The 19,317-nt window shown below is 52.2% G+C and carries 17 protein-coding genes and 1 pseudogene; 10 read left to right on the forward strand and 8 right to left on the reverse strand.

Translation table 11 applies throughout. From position 1 onward, the window contains the following. Positions 1-357: 357 nt before the first annotated feature. A complete protein-coding gene (locus FIV39_RS18040; RefSeq protein ID WP_090400365.1) occupies positions 358-1,887 on the forward strand; it encodes an NCS1 family nucleobase:cation symporter-1 in 1,530 nt (509 codons plus the stop codon). A 13-nt stretch (positions 1,888-1,900) separates the two neighbouring features. Continuing rightward, positions 1,901-2,629: an aspartate/glutamate racemase family protein gene (locus tag FIV39_RS18045; protein WP_090400366.1), complete on the forward strand. Its 729-nt coding sequence runs from the start codon at positions 1,901-1,903 to the stop codon at positions 2,627-2,629. A 51-nt stretch (positions 2,630-2,680) separates the two neighbouring features. Here the strand turns inward: FIV39_RS18045 and FIV39_RS18050 are convergent, their stop codons facing one another. Next, a complete protein-coding gene (locus FIV39_RS18050; protein ID WP_090400367.1) occupies positions 2,681-3,604 on the reverse strand; it encodes a LysR family transcriptional regulator in 924 nt (307 codons plus the stop codon). Positions 3,605-3,730: 126 nt separating this feature from the next. On the opposite strand from FIV39_RS18050, the gene FIV39_RS18055 reads away from it, so the two are divergent. Further along, positions 3,731-4,477: a 3-oxoacyl-ACP reductase family protein gene (locus FIV39_RS18055; RefSeq protein ID WP_090400368.1), complete on the forward strand. Its 747-nt coding sequence runs from the start codon at positions 3,731-3,733 to the stop codon at positions 4,475-4,477. Between the two features lie 64 nt (positions 4,478-4,541). On the opposite strand, the gene FIV39_RS18060 is transcribed toward FIV39_RS18055, so the two are convergent. Continuing rightward, complete coding sequence (locus FIV39_RS18060) at positions 4,542-5,231, reverse strand: HAD-IA family hydrolase (RefSeq protein WP_090400369.1); 690 nt, start codon at positions 5,229-5,231, stop codon at positions 4,542-4,544. A 108-nt stretch (positions 5,232-5,339) separates the two neighbouring features. Here FIV39_RS18060 and FIV39_RS18065 point away from each other — a divergent pair, with 108 nt between their 5' ends. From FIV39_RS18065 to FIV39_RS18085, 5 genes are all read left to right on the forward strand, one after another. Then, positions 5,340-5,705, forward strand: coding sequence for a DUF2784 domain-containing protein (locus tag FIV39_RS18065; RefSeq protein ID WP_090400370.1), 366 nt, complete (start codon positions 5,340-5,342; stop codon positions 5,703-5,705). A gap of 55 nt (positions 5,706-5,760) precedes the next feature. Next, positions 5,761-6,339 (forward strand): DUF4337 domain-containing protein, encoded by a 579-nt coding sequence (locus tag FIV39_RS18070; RefSeq protein ID WP_090400371.1) that lies wholly within the window; start codon positions 5,761-5,763, stop codon positions 6,337-6,339. Positions 6,340-6,430: 91 nt separating this feature from the next. Continuing rightward, positions 6,431-6,766 (forward strand): hypothetical protein, encoded by a 336-nt coding sequence (locus FIV39_RS18075; protein WP_032887540.1) that lies wholly within the window; start codon positions 6,431-6,433, stop codon positions 6,764-6,766. A gap of 62 nt (positions 6,767-6,828) precedes the next feature. Beyond that, the gene (locus FIV39_RS18080) at positions 6,829-7,869 is read left to right on the forward strand and encodes a DMT family transporter (protein ID WP_090400372.1); all 1,041 of its coding nucleotides are present in this window, start codon (positions 6,829-6,831) and stop codon (positions 7,867-7,869) included. A 1,054-nt stretch (positions 7,870-8,923) separates the two neighbouring features. Further along, positions 8,924-10,567 (forward strand): hypothetical protein, encoded by a 1,644-nt coding sequence (locus FIV39_RS18085; protein ID WP_090400373.1) that lies wholly within the window; start codon positions 8,924-8,926, stop codon positions 10,565-10,567. 170 nt (positions 10,568-10,737) lie between these two features. Here FIV39_RS18085 and FIV39_RS18090 read toward each other — a convergent pair whose 3' ends face one another. Then, positions 10,738-11,778 carry a DUF4238 domain-containing protein gene (locus tag FIV39_RS18090; RefSeq protein ID WP_159440110.1) on the reverse strand — a complete coding sequence of 347 codons (1,041 nt, stop codon included), beginning with the start codon at positions 11,776-11,778 and terminating at the stop codon, positions 10,738-10,740. 836 nt (positions 11,779-12,614) lie between these two features. Here FIV39_RS18090 and FIV39_RS18095 point away from each other — a divergent pair. Then, the gene (locus FIV39_RS18095) at positions 12,615-14,750 is read left to right on the forward strand and encodes a P-loop ATPase, Sll1717 family (RefSeq protein WP_244176214.1); all 2,136 of its coding nucleotides are present in this window, start codon (positions 12,615-12,617) and stop codon (positions 14,748-14,750) included. Between the two features lie 286 nt (positions 14,751-15,036). On the opposite strand, the gene FIV39_RS18100 is transcribed toward FIV39_RS18095, so the two are convergent. The 3 genes from FIV39_RS18100 to tnpB all read right to left on the reverse strand — a co-directional run bounded on the left by FIV39_RS18100 (position 15,037) and on the right by tnpB (position 17,256). Continuing rightward, entirely contained in the window at positions 15,037-15,297 is a 261-nt protein-coding gene (locus FIV39_RS18100) for a DUF6429 family protein (RefSeq protein WP_090400375.1), read from the reverse strand. Positions 15,298-15,366: 69 nt separating this feature from the next. Then, positions 15,367-16,878, reverse strand: coding sequence for an IS66 family transposase (gene tnpC / locus FIV39_RS18105; protein WP_090400376.1), 1,512 nt, complete (start codon positions 16,876-16,878; stop codon positions 15,367-15,369). Positions 16,879-16,896: 18 nt separating this feature from the next. Beyond that, positions 16,897-17,256: an IS66 family insertion sequence element accessory protein TnpB gene (gene tnpB, locus FIV39_RS18110; RefSeq protein ID WP_052966798.1), complete on the reverse strand. Its 360-nt coding sequence runs from the start codon at positions 17,254-17,256 to the stop codon at positions 16,897-16,899. A 73-nt stretch (positions 17,257-17,329) separates the two neighbouring features. Here tnpB and FIV39_RS33740 point away from each other — a divergent pair. Next, positions 17,330-17,467: pseudogene (locus FIV39_RS33740) on the forward strand (site-specific integrase); the annotation flags it as partial. Between the two features lie 77 nt (positions 17,468-17,544). On the opposite strand, the gene FIV39_RS18115 reads toward FIV39_RS33740, so the two are convergent. Further along, positions 17,545-17,964, reverse strand: a complete 420-nt coding sequence (locus FIV39_RS18115) for a hypothetical protein (RefSeq protein WP_143513829.1) — start codon at positions 17,962-17,964, stop codon at positions 17,545-17,547. Further along, positions 17,961-19,220: an AAA family ATPase gene (locus tag FIV39_RS18120; protein WP_090400377.1), complete on the reverse strand. Its 1,260-nt coding sequence runs from the start codon at positions 19,218-19,220 to the stop codon at positions 17,961-17,963. Before FIV39_RS18120 ends, FIV39_RS18115 begins: the two co-directional genes overlap by 4 nt. Positions 19,221-19,317 lie beyond the last annotated feature (97 nt).

Genomic DNA, 19,317 nt, shown 5'->3' on the forward strand with positions numbered 1-19,317 from the left:
TTTGTGTTGAGTGCTAGAGATGTACACATACATGTAACCATTGGTGCCATTTATGTGTGCAATTTTTCTTCAGCCGCACCATAACGTAACACCTCTCCCCTCCCCTCGGGTGGCCTGGCGAATCGCACGCTGACCGCCCAAAAAATAAATAGCTGTTCAAACGGTCAATTTATATTTCTTCAAATTCAGCCAGTTATTTAACCAACCTATAAACATCAAATTACCCAGGACTTTCATAGATCCAAAACTGGCACGCATGTGGCTTAAGGTGGAATGTTCTTTGTATACAATAAATACAAAATCTACATACACTTTCCCATCTGCGGCTTCCCGGCAGATGTGCTGGAGCCTGCCGGAATGCGTACAAGCCTCTCGAATAACATCGCACTGGATCTGCCCTCCTCCGCCCTGAACCCAGACGCTGCGAGCCCCGGTCCCCTGGTGCTCAGCCCACGCCTGCACAACAAGGATCTGGCGCCGACCAAGGTCGAAGGCCGACGTTGGGGGCGCTACAGCATCTTCGCGCTGTGGACCAATGACGTGCACAACATCGCCAACTATTCGTTCGCCATCGGCCTCTATGCGCTTGGCCTGGGCGGCTGGCAGATCCTGTTGTCCCTGGGCATCGGTGCGGCGCTGGTGTACTTCTTCATGAACTTGTCCGGGTATATGGGCCAGAAGACCGGCGTGCCGTTTCCGGTGATCAGCCGCATCAGTTTCGGCATTCACGGCGCGCAGATTCCGGCGTTGATCCGCGCAGTGATCGCGATTGCCTGGTTTGGTATCCAGACCTACCTGGCGTCGGTGGTTTTCCGCGTACTGCTGACGGCGATTCATCCAGGATTTGCCGACTATGACCACAACTCGATCCTGGGGTTATCCACCCTGGGTTGGGCGTGTTTTGTGGCGATCTGGTTTGTGCAACTGGTGATCCTGGCCTATGGCATGGAGATGGTGCGCCGTTATGAAGGCTTTGCCGGGCCGGTGATTTTGCTGACTGTCGCGTCGCTGGCCGGTTGGATGTACTTCCAGGCCGGCGGCAACATTGCCTGGTCGATCCGCGAACCGCTGAGCAGCGGCGAGATGTGGCGCAATATCTTCGCCGGGGGCGCGCTGTGGCTGGCGATCTACGGCACGCTGATCCTCAACTTCTGCGACTTCGCACGCTCTTCGCCGTGCCGCAAGACCATCCTGGTCGGCAACTTCTGGGGCCTGCCGGTGAATATCCTGGTGTTTGCCGCGATCACCGTGCTGCTGTGCGGCGGGCAATTCCAACTCAATGGCCGGGTGATCGAAAGCCCGACTGAAATCATCGCCGCCATCCCCAATACCTTCTTTCTCGTGCTGGGCTGCCTGGCATTCCTGATCGTCACCGTGGCGGTGAACATCATGGCCAACTTTGTCGCGCCAGCCTTTGTGCTGAGCAACCTGGCGCCCAAGTACCTGAACTTCCGCCGCGCCGGCCTGATCAGCGCCACCGTGGCCGTGCTGATCCTGCCGTGGAATCTCTACAACAGCCCGTTGGTGATCGTGTATTTCCTCTCCGGCCTGGGCGCGCTGCTGGGGCCGCTGTACGGGGTGATCATGGTCGATTACTGGCTGATTCGTAAAAGCCAGGTGGACGTTCCGCAGCTGTATAGCGAAGATCCGAATGGCGTTTATTACTACAGCCGTGGGGTGAATATGCGTGCAGTGGCGGCGTTTATTCCTGCAGCCGTGATCGCCATCCTGCTGGCGCTGTTGCCGGGATTTTCCAGCGTCTCACCGTTTTCCTGGTTGTTTGGCGCCGGTATTGCAGGGTTGCTGTACCTGCTGATCGCCAAGCGCCAGCCGTTCTACGCCGATGTCAGCGGCGAAAGCATTGCCGTCGATAACGTCAGTCACTGAGTAAGGACCTTCCATGCGTATCCTCGTGGTCAACGTCAACACCACCGAATCCATCACTGAAACCATCGCCCAGCAAGCGCGGGCCGTGGCCTCGCCGGGCACTGAGATTGTCGGGCTTACCCCGTACTTCGGCGCGGAATCGGTGGAGGGCAATTTTGAAAGCTACCTGGCCGCCATCGCCGTGATGGACCGGGTGATGGCCTACGACCAACCGTTCGACGCGGTGATCCAGGCCGGCTACGGCGAACACGGCCGGGAAGGTCTGCAGGAGCTATTGAATGTGCCGGTGGTGGACATCACCGAAGCGGCGGCCAGCACGGCGATGTTCCTGGGCCATGCCTATTCAGTGGTGACGACCCTGGACCGCACCGTGCCGCTGATCGAAGACCGCCTGAAACTCGCCGGCCTTTACCAGCGCTGCGCCTCGGTGCGCGCCAGCGGCATGGCGGTGCTGGAGTTGGAAGAAAACCCGCTGGCCGCCATGGAAGCCATCGTGCGCCAGGCGGAACTGGCCATTAGCGAGGACAAGGCCGAAGTGATCTGCCTGGGCTGCGGCGGCATGGCCGGGCTGGATGAGCAGATTCGCCAGCGCACCGGGGTGCCGGTAGTGGATGGCGTGACGGCGGCGGTGACCATTGCCGAATCCCTGGTGCGGTTGGGGCTTTCCACGTCGAAGATCCGGACGTACGCAACGCCTCGGCCGAAGAAGGTCATTGGTTGGCCGACCCGGTTCGGCCGCTGAAAATCCAATGTGGGAGCAAGCCCCCTCCCACGTTTTGATCTGCGCCTGGTTTTAGATTGCGCTGAACCTTTGCCCCAGGTTCTTTTCGGCAAACTGCTCGATGATGAAATCCACAAACGCCCGGGTCTTGCCGGGCAGCAGTTTGTGCTCGGCGTAGTAGATGGAAATATTGCCGTCGTCGACGTACCAATCGGGCAACACCCTGACCACCTCGCCGCTGTCGAGGAACGGTACGGCCATGGGCATGCTCACCAGAGCAACCCCCAGGCCTTGGGCGCTGGCGCAGCAGGCGGCTTCGGAGTCGCTCATGGTCATGCCGGGTTTGAGCACCAGCGGGCGGTGTTCACGTTCGACACTGGTCAACTGCCAGGAACGGATACGCCCGGTTTGCGGCGAGCGGATCAGGATACCGTTGCACCGCGACAAGTCGTCGGGCTCGCGCACCGCTGGGCGTTGCGCCAGGTAACGCGGTGAAGCCACCAGCACCCGATGCGCCGGCGTCAACTTACGCGCCACCACGCCTTGGGGCAGCTCAAAACCGCCGCCGATGGCGGCATCGAAGCCCTGGCCGATCAGGTCCACCTGGCGGTTGTCGAAATGCCAGTCCGGGCTGATGTCCGGAAAGCGCGCCATGAACGTTCCCAGCAACGGCACCACATAGCGATTGCCAAACACCGTGCCCATGCTGACCTTGAGCGTGCCCACCGGCCGCCCTTCGGCGCTGGCCAGGTTGGCCACGGCGTTCTGGATGGTGGTGAGGCTGCCGCTGACTTCGGCCAGGAACAGTTTGCCGGCTTCGGTCAGCGCCAGACGCCGGGTGCTGCGCTGGAACAGCCGCACGCCGAGGCGCACCTCCAGCTTGGCGACGCTTTTGCCGACCGCCGCCGGGGTCAGGCTCAGGTGCCGGGCCGCCTCGGCAAAGCTGCCACCTTCGGCGCTGCGCACAAAGCATTCGATACTGCCAAAGCTCTCCATATTGGCCCACTCTAAACTTTTGGTTTACACAGACTATAGCAATCACGGTCTACCGGCAGCGGTGAGTGAGGTCGATACTCGGCTCCAACAACAGGGCATTGGGCCTTGAATGACTCGGAGATCGACATGACCACACACAACCTCAGCGGCAAAGTCGCCTTGATCCAAGGCGGTTCCCGCGGCATCGGCGCCGCCATCGTCAAGCGCCTGGCAGCCCAGGGTGCAGCCGTTGCCTTTACCTACGTCAGCTCTGCCGCCAAAGCTGAAGCCCTGCAGAACAGCGTGATCAGCGAAGGCGGCAAAGCCCTGGCGATTCACGCCGACAGCGCCGACGCCACGGCGATCCGCAACGCGGTCAACGCCACCGTGGAAGCCTTTGGCCGCCTGGACATCCTGGTGAATAACGCCGGCGTGCTGGCCATCGCACCGCTGGAAGACTTCAAGCTGGAAGACTTCGACCAGACCTTGGCGATCAACGTGCGCAGCGTGTTTATCGCCACCCAGGAAGCCGCCAGACATATGGGCGAAGGCGGCCGAGTGATCAACATCGGCAGCACCAATGCCGAACGCATGCCGTTTGGCGGTGGTGGCCCGTACGCGATGAGCAAGGCGGCGCTGGTCGGCCTGACCAAGGGTCTGGCGCGGGACTTGGGGCCGCGTGGCATCACCATCAACAATGTGCAACCTGGGCCGGTGGACACCGATATGAACCCGGCAAACAGCGATTTCGCCGAGAGCCTGATCGGGTTGATGGCGGTGGGGCGTTACGGGCATGTGGAAGAGATAGCCAGTTTTGTGGCCTACCTGGCCGGGCCGGAAGCGGGGTATATCACCGGTGCCAGCCTGACCATCGATGGTGGGTTCAGCGCATAACCCAATGTGGGAGGGGCAAGTCGAATCGTCGCACCGCCCCTCCCACATTTTTTACCAAGTAGGGTCAGGAGATTGGCGGCAGGCCATAGGCCGCCAGGTCGAAGTCCGCAAGCTTGCGGATGATCTGGTCGGCATGCTGGTACTTGCTGTCGGCCATGGCTTCATCGGGTACGGCGATGGCGGTCATACGGGCGGCCTTCGCAGCCGTTACACCAAACGGCGAATCCTCGAAGACCAGGCAGTCCTCCGGGGCAACGCCCAGGCGGCGCGCAGCAGTCAGGAAGATGTCCGGCGCGGGCTTGGCCGCGCCGACTTCCGGGTCGTCAGCGGTGACGATGGTGCCGAACAAAGCAAACCACTCGCGGTGCAAGGTGGTCTTGTGGCCAAACGAATTGCGCGACGAACTGGTGCCCACGGCAATCGGAATGTTGTGCGCCTTCAAGTGCCGCACCAGCGCCTCGGCGCCAGGCATGCCCAAAGCCTTGGGAAAGCGCTCGCTCATCAGCGGTTCGCGAATTTCGAGAAATTCAGCCGGGGTAATCGGCAGGTCCAGCGCCTTGACCACATAGTCGGCCAAATCCTGGGCACCGCGCCCGATGATGTGCTGCTTGATGCCCCAGTCGTAGGTTCGGCCGTATCGTTCAGCGATGATCTGCGTGACTTCGGTGTAGATGCCTTCCGTATCCAGCAACAACCCGTCCATATCGAAAATCACGGCCTTGATCGGACCGACTGCGGTACGCGGTGCATTCATCACAACAAACCCTGGAGGAAGGACTAAAAGGATTCAGCACAATAACGGCCACGCTTGCCCGCTAGCAACCCTTTAGACTGTGCGCCCCCTCCTTTCGAAGCGCGCGCAATGCTCTATCGTCTAGCCGCAGACAGCCTCGTGCTGTTGCACCTGTGTTTCATCCTGTTCGTACTGTTTGGTGGGCTGCTGGCCCTGAAATGGCGCCCGGTTGTCTGGCTGCACCTGCCCGCCGCTGCGTGGGGGGTAGCGGTCGAAGTGTTTCACCTGCCCTGCCCGCTGACCCGCTGGGAAAACCTGTTTCGCCACCTCGCCGGGCAGGACGGTTATGGCGGTGGGTTTATCGAGCATTACATCCTCACGCTGATCTACCCGGCCGGGCTGACCCCACAGATCCAACTGGGCCTGGGCGCGTTGGTGCTGGCGATCAATATCGCAGTGTATGTGCGCCTGATCCGGCGTTACGGACAGGCTTGAGACAGCTTCACTGGTGAAGAATCAGACTCCCCCAGTCCCTTCACCGGCGCGCCCCATGTCCGAAGCCTTCGAAGTTCCCAGCCCTCACGAAAAACACCTTGAACACACCACCGAACATGCCCACGGCCGTGGGGATAATTTCGCCAGTCGCATCGCCGTCATGACCGCGCTGATGGCCACCCTCGGCGCCATGCTCAGCTACCAGGCCGGCTCCACCGAGAGCGAGGCGGCGATGGACAAGAACAACGCGGCCATCATCAAGACCGAAGCCGCCAACCAATGGAGCTACTACCAGGCCAAGTCCAGCCGGCAGAACCTGGCGGAACTGGCCACCCATATTCCGGGGTTGGATGCGGCGCATTACAAGGAAGAAGTCGAGCGCTACAAGCACCAGAAGGAAGACGTGCGCCAGCAGGCCGAAAAGCTCGAGGCCACCTCACGGGAGTGGGATCAGAAGTCCGAAGAAGCGCTGCACCAGCACCATCGCTGGGCCCAGGCGATGACCGCGATTCAGATCGCGATTTCGCTGGCAGCGATTACGTTGTTGACGAGAAGGGAGTGGTTGAAGCGCATGTCGTATGCGGCGGCGGGTGTGGCGGTGGTGCTAGGTAGCCTGGCGTGGTTGCACATCTGACGAGGGAAGATTGATTTCAATCCCTTGCCGGAGCGATTAAAGTGCGGCCCCCGAGAATTGAATCTCGGGCTTTAGTCCATGGAGTTTCCCAGTGAAGTACATCAGTAAAGTGGTTGCAGCAGCAGTTCTCGGTTTCACGCTTGCAGGCTGCACCGGCACCGCCATCAAATCCCCGCAATACGACAGCAGCCAATACACAGTCCTGGGCCACAGTGAAGCCAGCGCTACCGGCATCATGTTGTTCGGCGTGATCCCGATCGGCCAGAACAGCCGTTTCGTGCGCGCCCAGGATGCCGCCATCAAAGCAAAAGGCGGCGATGCGCTGATCAACACCCAAGTACAGGAAAACTGGTTCTGGGCCTGGGTGCTCAGCGGTTACACCACCAAGATTTCCGGTGATGTGATCAAGCTGAAAACCGCGCAGTAAATTCGCTCGGGCTTTCACCTAAACCCGCGACGTATCATGGGCCAACCTTTCGAGGATGGCCCATGAACCTCAGTATCGTCTACGCACTCGCCGCCGCCGCCCTGTTCGGCGCCAGCACCCCGCTCGCCAAAAACCTCGGCCTGGGCCTCTCGCCCGTGCTGCTCGCCGGCCTGCTCTACCTCGGCAGTGGCGTCGGCCTCGCCGGCGTGCGCCTGATCCGTGATCGTGGCTGGAAACCCAGCGGACTGAGCCCATCGGAATGGCCCTGGCTGCTCGGCGCCATCGCCTTCGGCGGCATCCTCGGGCCAGTCGCGTTGATGTTCGGCCTGACCCGCACCGCCGGCGCAACCGCCTCCCTCATGCTCAACCTGGAAGCGGTACTGACCGCCGTCATCGCCTGGGTCGTGTTCAGGGAAAACGCCGACCGTCGCATCGTCCTGGGGATGATCGCCATCGTGCTGGGCGGCGTGGTGTTGTCAGGGGCCGACAGCGGTGGCACGAGCCATGACTGGACAGGGCCGCTGGCGGTTGCCGTGGCGTGCCTGTGCTGGGGGATCGATAACAACCTGACCCGCAAAGTATCGGCGTCGGACGCGCTGTTTATCGCCGGGGCCAAAGGGTTGATTGCGGGGCTGGTGAATGGCGGGTTGGCACTTTATCTCGGGGCGCAGATCCCGGGCATGGCGCAGCTGGCGCCTATCTTGCTGGTTGGTTTTCTGGGCTATGGCATCAGCCTGGTGATGTTCGTGCTGGCGTTGCGCGGACTGGGCAGTGCACGCACGGGAGCCTATTTTTCCACCGCGCCGTTCCTGGGTGCCGCGATTGCGGTGCTGATGTTGGGTGAGTCCGTGACAGTGGCCTTCTGGATTGCATCGGCGTTGATGGCCGTGGGCGTTTGGCTGCACCTGACGGAACGGCATGCCCATGATCATCAGCATGACGCGACGGAACACGGGCATCGGCATGTGCATGATGAACATCATCAGCATGAGCATGGGTTTGAGTGGGATCCAGCGGAGCCCCATAGCCATGTGCATGTGCACAGTCCGCTGAGGCATAGCCATGCGCATTTTCCGGATGTGCATCATCGGCATCGGCATTGATGACGGGTGTGGGGGAGACTTTCGAGTCCGCCGGTTTTTGTCCGTTATTATTCCGGTTCGCCAACTTGCGTGATTTGACAGAGGTTAGTTTTTCAAACCCCGGAAATCACAAAACCCCTGGTTTCTTTCGAAACCAGGGGTTTTGTTTACATCGAATTTGGCGGTGAAGGAGAGATTCGAAAGTACCCGCACCCTCAATCTCGCGGCCGACGCCCCGGAATACAAGGGCTCCAGGGGTGCCAGTTGCGCAAAAGCATTCCCACGCCATTCCCACGAGCATCAGCATGCACCTCAGTACGCGTGCGCGTCACACGTATAGGGGGATGGAATTCGAGATCTAGAGGGGGGCCAAAAAAAGAGTAACATAAGTAATCTTGATCACTTTTTACGCTCAAGCAATTGAAATTAAAGGGTTTTTCACTTCGACCAAAAGGTAATTTTTAAGTAATATTGAAGTAATCTGATTACTCTTTATAAACGTAATCCTCGTATTTATAAAAACTCTTTAAAAACAATAGGTTGGAAAATAATTACCTTTTCAATTACTTCTCTGTTACTCCTTTTTGTAATACCGAGCGCCACGGAATACGCGGCCTCCAGCCCATTACCCAGGCGTGGTTACTGAAATTACTCTTTTTGAAATACCCCCCTACCTGCACAGCAACGCCTCCAGACCTTTCGGACAAGCCCCCTCTGACCCATTCCTGATAAACTGCCAACCCTTCGCATTATCCGTCCCAGATCCAAATGCCCTCCGACCTAGCTCGACCGCGATCTCTCTCGCGCCGCTTCTCCGTCGCCCCCATGATGGATTGGACCGTTTTTCCTTTCTAGCCTGAATTATAGGATCCTCTAGGCATACCATAAAAATCTCGTACCAAATTTGTACCTCCTCATCCTCTCTTTTTTTTGCAACTCAAGAATAGACGTCGCCTGCCCCGAGCTAAAAAGGCAAAATGCCATATATTGTTGGGTATCACATAGGCTGCGCGCCCCACTCTATTTGTGGAGCCGGCACGCTAAAAATCAACAACATAAAAGGAGCTTCAGCTTGATGAATCATCGGACAGTCGAGTTAACACGGGAATTACTAGATTCTACCACCCAAGACAACTTAAAACTGTCAGCCTGCTGGAACAGCTTTGGCCTGTATCACCAAACCCAATACGTCATCAGATTAAGTTACTCAGTACACAACTTAGTAGAAAGCGCAGTCAAAAAAAAAGGTGAAGACATCACATGGGCCGAGTTTCAGGCCTTCTCAACCTACTTACACGAAACAGTTCATTGGTGGCAATTTAAGGGATCAACAATCGGCTTCATAATGAGTATGTGCTTTCCCGCACAAGCACATTCAAACCTTGAGTCTCTACAACATCTGGCAAAATCAAAATCTGCAAAAAAGCCTTTGTTCGATTGGGCTGAGGCAGAGATGCTTCAAGGGAGAAATCATCACACTCCGGATATCGCCTTTGCAAATAGAGCCGTAAACAATACTCTAGATATAGAGTTCTATAGAAGCCTAATATTAGATCGCAGTCGCCTCAAGGAACTTGCACCTGAACACTACTTCAACTCTGTAGCCCATTCCTTCTATGTAGCATACGACGTGAGCATAAATACTCTAAGGGCAGTCTTCGATCCCGAAGCTAAATTCCTACCAAATCCAGATACTTGGCGCCGCGGACTTGAAGAGCAGGAACAAAAAGGAAAAATCGGCCATTTTTATGGCTCGCCCATCCCCATTTACTCAATTAAAGGGCTTGACATAATCGAAGGTCAAGCGAGGTTCATTCAGCTTCAATTTTTATCCTCAGCATCAAAAAACAAAATCACAATCCAGCAAGTAAAAGAAGATGGATATCTTAAAGGCGAATATGGCGACGCATTTAGATTTTTTTTAGAAAGCACCAACAGCAAAGAGCCAGAATTCATAGATAGTCCTCTCGTAGGCCTCTTCCTACTTTTATGTGATATATCACTCAACCCTATTGAAGGATTCCCTAAAACCATAGCAAATATTGAAAAGTTCCCAGAATCAATCGACTGCAGCTATAGATTCATATTCTTGTGCGCTGCAGTAAAAGAAAACCCTCAAGTCAAAGACCATATAAAAGACTACAGCAAAAAAGAGTATTTTGAGACAGCTCAAATATTAACAAGCCATTGCAACTATGAACATCCTTACGAAATACCATCTTTAATAAAAAAATGGGAGAACGACCATATATCTATAAAGGAGCTTCTCAACCAACAAAAAGACTTTAGCTATAAAGAAGACAACATCGTACTAAAAGTACTTTTTTCTCATTTCCTTGCTTTCAATATCGACAAATACCAAGCCCCTGAATTTTTCTGCTGGGCTGGGATGCATTTAAACTTCGAAAACAAAGATCTAAACGCAGAAGAACTTTGGCTTAAAAACCTTTCTCTTTATAGCGACAGTGCAACCGATCAAACTATTCTCCCACGCATGCTACCCGGAAAACCGGAAAAAAACATAGTAAAGACCTTCAATGCATTTTATGCTGCAAACATCCTTTACAGCACTAGCAATCAATGGGTGATGGAAAAAGGACCATTTAAATATGATTTTTCATGGTTAAACGAACAAACAGAACCAGAAATTTCAGAAAGTAAAACAAAGGAACTATTTGAAAAGCTCTACAGTATCAGTCCAGATAAAATCCCGTATTAAGCCGTCTCCCACTTTAATCCTCAACCTTCGTTATCAACGTCCCAAGTTGATAGCGAGGGATCGACTACCTTCACCCGCCCCGCAATCTTCAGGGCCTCAAGCGATGCAGGAACATGCCTGTAATCGGTTGGAGGAAGTTTTGGGGGACGTTTGGCGTGAAGTCCACGTCATCAACACCCGTTGCGTTTTAAAACGCCTAGAGCAGAAACCTTTCCGTCGACCTCGATTTGATACTCGACCGCGACGCTCGATTTAGGCTTCCAACTCGTTTCGGCCAGATTTAATTCCGTAGTAATTCTTTCCACGAGATCAGCGTCCTCACCCATCACGTACCTATAACAATCTTGGGCAATCGTTAGATTGAAACGATGCAAATCCTCAACCGTGATAATACTTCTACCTGTTCGCGCCAATAGCCCACTTGCGACGAGCGCACACTTCGATGTCAGAGGGAACAGAATTTGGGCATGCGGAGAGCCGTACCCTATCGGCTCATGACGAAGGGACGAGGACATAGACTGCACCACGATTGGAGAGTCTGATGTAAGGAAACTGTGCTCATCGCCAGGGACGTGCAGGATAACCCAGTCTCTTTTGAAAAGTTCTTCGGCGACGATATGCCAGACATTCAGCGATCGGTGGAGTGCAAACTGCGAGTCCACTTCGACGTCGTATGAATCGCTTCGAACCATCTCCGCGACCTTCCTGGCTTGATCGCGCAGTGAAGCCTCATCCTCCTCGGAGCCAGCCTTTTTTTTGAGGTTTTGTAAAACCTCATTCTCATCGCTATACCAATGCCGTGTCTGCGCCTTAACCAGTCCAGCGTGTGCAGCTTTCGCATCAGCAATGGCTGCAGGAGTTCGAACAGCAGCGAGACCAAGAAATAGCGCAAAAGACTCGCGGTCCTTCGAACTTAAGCTTTCTCCCTGGACGAGCGAGTTCAAAATTGGAGCTGCCGCGTTTTCAACAAGACCAAAAAGCGCCTCGAAATCAAAACGTTTTCGGTCTTGGTTGTCCTCGAATGTATATAGGTGACCGACAGTAGCTATGTTCTGCGGTTTCTGTCGGTGCCTGATCTCTCCTTTGATACGATCAAAAACGGAAAGCGTTTGGTCTGATGTGAATCCCTCCAAATAAAATCTCGGGACGTAATGCTGCTGCTTTGGGCCGTTGAGGTGCGGTTTGGAAGCTAATTTTTCGAATTTATCCATGGGCATCATGCCTGATCTGCTTAGCGGGAGAATTACGATCATTAAAGAATTAGCGAATGCACAGAGACATACGGCCAATCCCGGCCAAACGCCAGTTATTGAAGTTTAATGTGGACCTATGGGAAAGGGGTTAGGACGGTAATTTTTTTTGGTCACCCTATAAGCCTTGTACTTAACGGTTTTGCGGCTGTTGGTTAGGTTTTGGTTAGCACAAGGTTATCTCCTAACCTTTATCGATGTTAAAAAGAAAACAATAAAACCTATTAAAAATCATAGATTTATATAATTATAACCTTAGACCTAACCATCACTAACCCTCCAAAGTTAGCACCCAAGCCTAGTAAATACGGGTCCTTCGGCCGCTCCTAGGTTGCTATTTCAAAAACTAACCCATTTCCCGAGCCACCTCTCAGAACCGCCTTCAGACTGAGTTCCAGTAGCTCACGCAAAGCAGACTACCCTTGCAGGGATTCGCAGGCTTTTCCGCCCCCATTAATACCAGCGCAAGCTCAGCTAGGACCGCGTCGCAGTACCTGCAGAAAGCGCAGAAAAAGCCCCCCATTTAGCCCGCAGGCGAGGTGGGGGGACGACGGCACGCGCCGAGCTACGGGCGTCACATTAAAAGAACGGTGAGAATCATTTCTATTTCCCCGAGATTAGTTTGTGCCCCCCCTCTTCCACAAAGCTGTTAGAGGTATATATATTCGGGCTCAAACTCTGTCTCCGTCGGTGTCAGCGCAAGACGTTGCACTCCTCAGCTAGGAAGGTCTGCCATGGCACGCCATAAGGTTCCGACGTCTAGACCTATAAAAATAATTGCTAAGGAGAGCCCCCCAATGACCAGCATGGCACCGCTGATCCGTCCGAACTCACTAGGTGATACGACTGCAGAAAACGATGGAAAAATGCTTTCGGATGCTTTCGTCGCAACTGCGGACTTCAGATCGTTAATAGAATCGGATGACAGAACTGTGGTAGTCGGCCGTCGAGGCACGGGGAAAAGCGCGCTTTATTTAGAGCTACAAAAACATTGGAAAAAAGATAAAAAAGTCGTTGTTTTATGCTTCTCTCCTGATGACACTGAAATAATTGGATTTAGATCGCTACTTCGACCATTTTCAGAATCATTCAATCTTGCGAGAGCTGTGACAAAGTTATTATGGAAATATACGATATTGATGGAGATGACAAATTACATCTCATCAAACTACAAGCTTTCCTCACACTTGGAGAGAGACAGCCTGCTCAACAAGCACCTAACAAGGTGGAACGAATCTAAAGGAGGGTACCTTACAAAATGTCGAGGCATTGCCAAGCAATTTTTAAATGCCAACTCTCCTGAAGAAACAGTTGGCGATTTGCCTGGAAATTTAGAAATCAGTCAGGTGGAGGAGAAGGCACTTGCTTTGTTTGAGAAAGCTGATCGCCGAGTAGCGGTTTTGATGGATAGGCTAGATGAAGGTTATGAGTCGGATGCCGTAGGTATAGGTATGATTGCCGGACTAACTTATGCTGCAATAGAACTAAACAAAAAGTCCCACCTTATCAGACCAATAATTTTCTTACGTGATAATATTTACAGAACGTTAGCCAAAGAAGACCCAGATTACTCAAGAAATATAGAGGGGCAAGTCATCAGACTTCACTGGGACTGGGCCCAGCTTCTTACACTTGTAACGACTCGAATGAAGCTTTCATTCAACATCACAATTGAGAAGGACCAACGCATCTGGGATAGAGTTACAGCTGGAGAGCTTCAAGGTCGAGAAGGCTTTAAAAAATGTCTCCAATTTACCTTATATCGACCCAGGGACTTACTTTCATTATTGAATGAAGCTTTTTTCTGCGCTGCCAGAAACTCCCGCTCCACAGCAGTAATTGAGGACTTAGATCATGCGGCTCAATCCATTTCGGTTGCGAGGCTTGAAGACTTATGGAAAGAATATTCAAAAATCTTCCCATCAATACAGCTCGTTACGAGCGCTTTCAAAGATGGAGAGCCAGAGCTGCTTGTAGGAATCGCGACGAAGATGATTGAACGATATGTAGAACAATCAGAAGAAACTGATAACCATGAGGCCTTAGCTGAGACAAGAATTTTACAGTCCAGCGGACTATTGCAATCACTTTACAGCGTAGGCTTCATCGGAACACATGACAGCAGCACTTCCGCATTTTCATTTTGCCATGACGGAAGAACACCGGATAAAGGTTTTGATATATCCGACAAAATCTTGATACATCCTTGCTACTGGCTTGGACTAAACTTAAGTCGAAATGCTCTCGCGCCAGAAGAGGCCGAAGAGATAAATGATGAATACGACATTGTTGTACAGTCAATTACACCAGAAATACGTAAAATAAAAATCGGACAAACTATTGCGCAGCTCGAGAAAATCCCAACCGGTCGAGAGGGCGCTAAAGATTTCGAACTTTGGTGTCTCGACACATTGCGAATTATCTTTGCATCACATCTTATAAATTTAGAACTCTCCCCTAATGGAGCAGCCGTTCAAAGACGAGACATAGTCGGCACCAATCGAGCAATTTCTGACTTCTGGAGGCGCGTACAGGAGGACTACAAAGCACGCCAGGTAGTATTTGACGCAAAAAACTATTCAGGAATAGGATCTGATGAATATAGACAGTTACAATCATATTTGACTGGTACACACGGAAAACTCGGCTTTATCATTACCCGGGATGAAGATGAACACATGACGGGAAACGAACTTGACTGGGTGCGTGAAATGCACCGCTCTCACTCTGCTCTAATAATAAAGTTACCAGCTCGCTATCTCTGCAAATTATTGCAGAAACTAAGAAACCCTGAAAAACACGACGCAATTGACAGACTCATGTTTTCATTACTTGATACTTACGAGAGAAGCTATCTCCAGTTGAAAACCACCTACACAAGAAAGCCAAAGAAGGTAAAGCCACAGCCAGCCCCCCATTCTGTTAAGCGCTGAAAGAGTTGTGTTTATATACTCAATAAAAAGCCGCCTGCTAATTAGGCGGCTCAGTTTTATACGTTAATTAGAATAGTCCCCCCCAATGCAGCCGGCTCCCAATTCATTATCACAAGCTCCCCGCTGACCTCGGCTTTCCGTAACCGATCCATCACCCACACATTCAAAGCCGCCCATTGAAGCCCGATGCTGCGCTCCCGATCTCTTTCTGGAGCCAGCACCTCATGATGCGTCCCGACGCCAAAGTCGAAAAAGTTTATCTTTATCCCAAGTCCGTGGTATGAAGTCAGGTATCCGACTCGGATACATGCTCCCCTTGGGTTCCTACCCCAAACAACCGGTCGGCTATCTGCCGACCTTGCTCCAACCCTTCAGCCGTCAACCAAATCGATTTGTTCTTGTTTACCGGATTACTGATGAAACCATGTTCATGTAATCGGCTCATGGTCTCGAAGTCGAACCCTTTCCAAGCATTACCGTTATCAAAACTGAAGGTTGCCAACAGAGCCAGCACGGCTTCTTCAATCAGTTTATTGTCATATTCCATGATCGTTGCTCCTCTCGTATTCTTTAAGCTCACCGTAAACCCTACCAGCCAGCAAGATGGATAGCGCGTTTAACTACGCGATACCGGCGAGCAGTTCCAGGGCAGTAAAGCTTCGTAATCCTCAACCGAAGAAGCCGTCGGCAGGCGCTCAAGTGCGTGGCGCAGCCACGCATAGGGCTCTTGGCCATTGGCTTTGGCAGTCTCGATCAAGCTATAAAGTTGAGCGCTGGCCGTCGCACCTTTGGGGGTGTCGCTAAACAGCCAGTTCTTTCTTCCGATCACGAAGGGCCTGATGGCGCGTTCGGCAGCGTTGTTGTCGATCGGCAAGTAACCTTCCTCGACGTACCGTTCAAGTTTGTTCCAGTTGCTCGCTAGGTAGCTGATGGCTTTGCCCAGGGCGTTTTGAGCGGTGACCTGGGGTTGGGTCTTTTCCATCCAGCTTTTCAACTGAGCCAGCACCGGCAGGCTGTGCGCGTGACGACTGGTTTTTCGCTCGCCGTCGTTGCCGGCCTGTAGGTCGCGCTCGATGCCATAAAGCTTGTTGATCAGGTTCAGCGCGATGTCCGCACGACCCGTCTTGCCTTTGGGCTGCACTTTTTGCGCTTCGACGAATTTGCGCCGTGCATGCGCCCAGCAGCCTAAACGCTCCACTCCTTCCTGCGCGCCCAGCGCGTTGTAACCGGCGTAATCATCGGTCATCACGTAGCCGCGATAGCCATCAAGCAGGCGCGTCGGCACCTCCTGAGCCCGGCTGGTGGAGTAGTCGAAAAGGATCACTGGTTTGTCGGGTGGGCCGCCGGTTTGCACCCACATCCAGGACTGGCTGCTGGGCTCCCGATCCTGCTCTTTCAACACCTGCACGCGGGTTTCATCGCAGTGGATGATGCGGCTTTCCAGCAACCGGTCGCACATTAAATTCAACAGTGGTTGCAAGTGTTCACCGCACTGGATAACCCAGCGGGCCAAGGTCTGGCGCGGGATATCGATGCCATGGCGGCCCAGCACTTTTTCAAAACGGTGAAGCGGTAAACCGTCCACGTATTTGGTGGTCAGCAGCATCGCCAGCACGCTTGGGCTGGCCATACTTTTTTCAATCAACTGAGCGGGCTTGTCCGCAGTAACCGGTGCCGTTTCACAGGCACGGCAACCGTAGACCTTACGGACGTGTTTGATCACGCGGATTTGCATCGGCACGATTTCAAGCTGCTCGCTGAGCTCCTCGCCGATGGCGTGTTTGCGGCAGCCGCAGACACAGGTCAGTTCATGTTCGGGTAGTTCGTGGATGATTTCGATGCGGGGGAGATCGGCCGGCAACGGTTTGCGTTTGCCACGCCGCTGGGTAGGCGCAACAGCCTCTTCTTCTGCGGCTTCATCAATGGGTTCGATGACGCTTTCCGCCTCATTGAACAGGGCCAACTGCGGCGTTGCCGGATCAGCCGTTTGCTCGGACTTGCGTCCGAACAGGCGCTGACGCAGCAGTGCGTTTTCTTCTTCGAGGAAACCGACTCTGGACTGCATCTTCGCAAGCATCTGCTTGAGCAATTCAGGATCATCGGGGAGGTTTTCGGGCATGGAAATCATGCCCTGGATTATACCGAATCAGGCCACGTATCGAGGCGTCAAAACCTGATGAGGACGGTTGCGCCACAGATCAAAACCATCAAGTAACCAGTTCAGTTCCTGGACGGTCAGGATGATCGCTTCATCGTTGGCATCGGGCGATGTTTTAAATCGTTCGGATTCGAGGCGCTTGAGCCAGAGGCAGAACCCGTTGCGTTCCCAATACAAAATCTTCACGCGGTTGCGTGGCTTGTTGAGGAAGACGAAAAGCACAGGGTCGAATACCGCGACTTTGATATCCAGTTCGACCAGCGCCGCCAGGCCATCAATGGATTTTCGAAAGTCGACGGGCTTGGGGTAGAGATAGACTTTTTCGACTTTAGCATCGGGTCGCATCATGGCGGGCTGGCTCCTAAGGGAATCGGGAGCACAGCATCCGGGATCAGCTAAGCCCTTTGAATGTGGGGTTCATGGAGCGCTTACGATAGACTGGATCGCGGAACAGATGGGGCATACCAACGGGAACATGATCCGTCAGCACTATGGGACGTGGATCAATGAGGACGGGCCGGATGTGGTCGGGATGTTGCAGCTTGCGTTGAAGCTTTAGGGGTAGGTTATTGACTTCTTACGGCACTCTTTCGTCCAGACGTGAACGTAAGAAGTGCCCCCCTAAAAATTAATACGCTAAATGCTAATACTGTATGGAGAATTTTTGATGGAGAGTGTCGCACCTGTTTGATTGAAAAAATCGATACTACGCTTTCTCGTTGACGCACCGTGCTTAGGAACTCTAGTGGTGATGGCGTAGCACTCCTTCCTATATGCAGAGTAGTTTGCTCTCGTATGACCAATAGTTGACCTCAGCTGCGAAATAGCCTTATCTAAGTCGCATCCTTTAAGCTCAATAAACACGGCTTTTTTTGTGTTATCTTCGTAGCAAAATAGCCAGTCACATTTTTCCAAATGAGCATCAATAAGACAACCATCCACCTGAATTTTCTGAACCTCAATACGATTATTATTCAATACAGAAATACGGCTTCTATTTTCACTAAAAACAATTATCGGATCAGTCGTCGTGGTAGTGCAAAGCATATAGTTCATTGCTCAGCCTCGCTACTCAACAAGGTATTCATAACCCTCTCGAAATGCTCTGATATGCCGTCTAACATATCAGCACCAATCATCCGATACTCAGGATCAGCAATAGGATTGGACACACCATTATCTATCGTATAAGCCGAAACATCCTCAAACTTAATCGGCTGACTTGGACCATTAACCTTTATGAACTCATCAATAGAGATCCGCCCCAAGTCTATTGTATCCTGAGCAAGGATCAAATTATTAAAAGCAGAGAGTATGTAGGGACTGTGGGAAGTAATAAAGAAGCTGCTGGAGCAATCATGCTGAATTCTGGAGAGCAGCGATACGACACGACTCTGAGACGTAGGGAAAAGGTGGGCTTCCGGTTCCTCAATGAAATACATATCGTTGGGTTCGCTGCCCCTCAAAGAGGGCCATATCATTAATACGAGAAGCATTGGCAATGATTCTTGCTGACCCGACGAGGCATTTGCTAGATTTATTTTACGCCCCTTCGATATAAGCCAATCTTGATCATCTTCGTACTTATAAGTCCCGCTCATAATAGATTCAACAAGATCCTTATGACGCTCAATTACAGGAAGCGATCTTGTCACTAGATAAGGGTCAGTATAAAAGCGTTTAGATTGCTCATACATACGCCCGAAATCTTTTAAAAACAGGTCAATTTCTAAACTTGACGCAAGAAAAGTAAATATATTTTTCTGTAAGTTTGCAAAAAAACTTCGACTAGCGGGAATAAAAATAGGCTGACCTTTGAAAAAGTCATATTCTGCCTGAAGTGGACCTGTAACATATTTACTCATAATCCTCCAATCATCCATAAATGGATCATCAGACTGCGGACCTTCTCTCTTTCTCTTATAAGAAATTTTCTTAGAATTAAATAATTTCAGAAGGGATTCAGGGTAACTCAGCTTTAACTGAGTTTTTCCCTTTTTAGAAGCTTTCCCTTCAATAACAAACGTAAACTCCCCCGCCACGTACTGTATTGTAAAGCTAGTACCATCCCAAGAATAACGTGGAAATCTCGACTCAAACTGACTAAGTATTCCAGCATCCAGCTCCCTTTTGCTATCTAGGGATCGAATGCTTTCAATAAAAATAGCAGGGATACTTTTGAAAAAATAAGTGAGCTTAGCCAATAAACTTTTGCCATTGGCTTGTGGACCAATAATTATGTTTATTTTCTTTAGTTCAATTTCGGCTTTCTTGATAACTACGAAATTCTTGACTGTCAGTATTTCTTGCACAAATTAATCCTTTAAAATATGAAGCTTCGGCTTTCACAGCTATAGATGCTTTCTCTGTAAGCAACCTAGCTTATGCAATTCTTTCGGTATCTTTGAC

The organism is Pseudomonas grimontii (assembly GCF_007858185.1).
Taxonomy (GTDB): Bacteria; Pseudomonadota; Gammaproteobacteria; order Pseudomonadales; family Pseudomonadaceae; genus Aquipseudomonas; species Aquipseudomonas grimontii.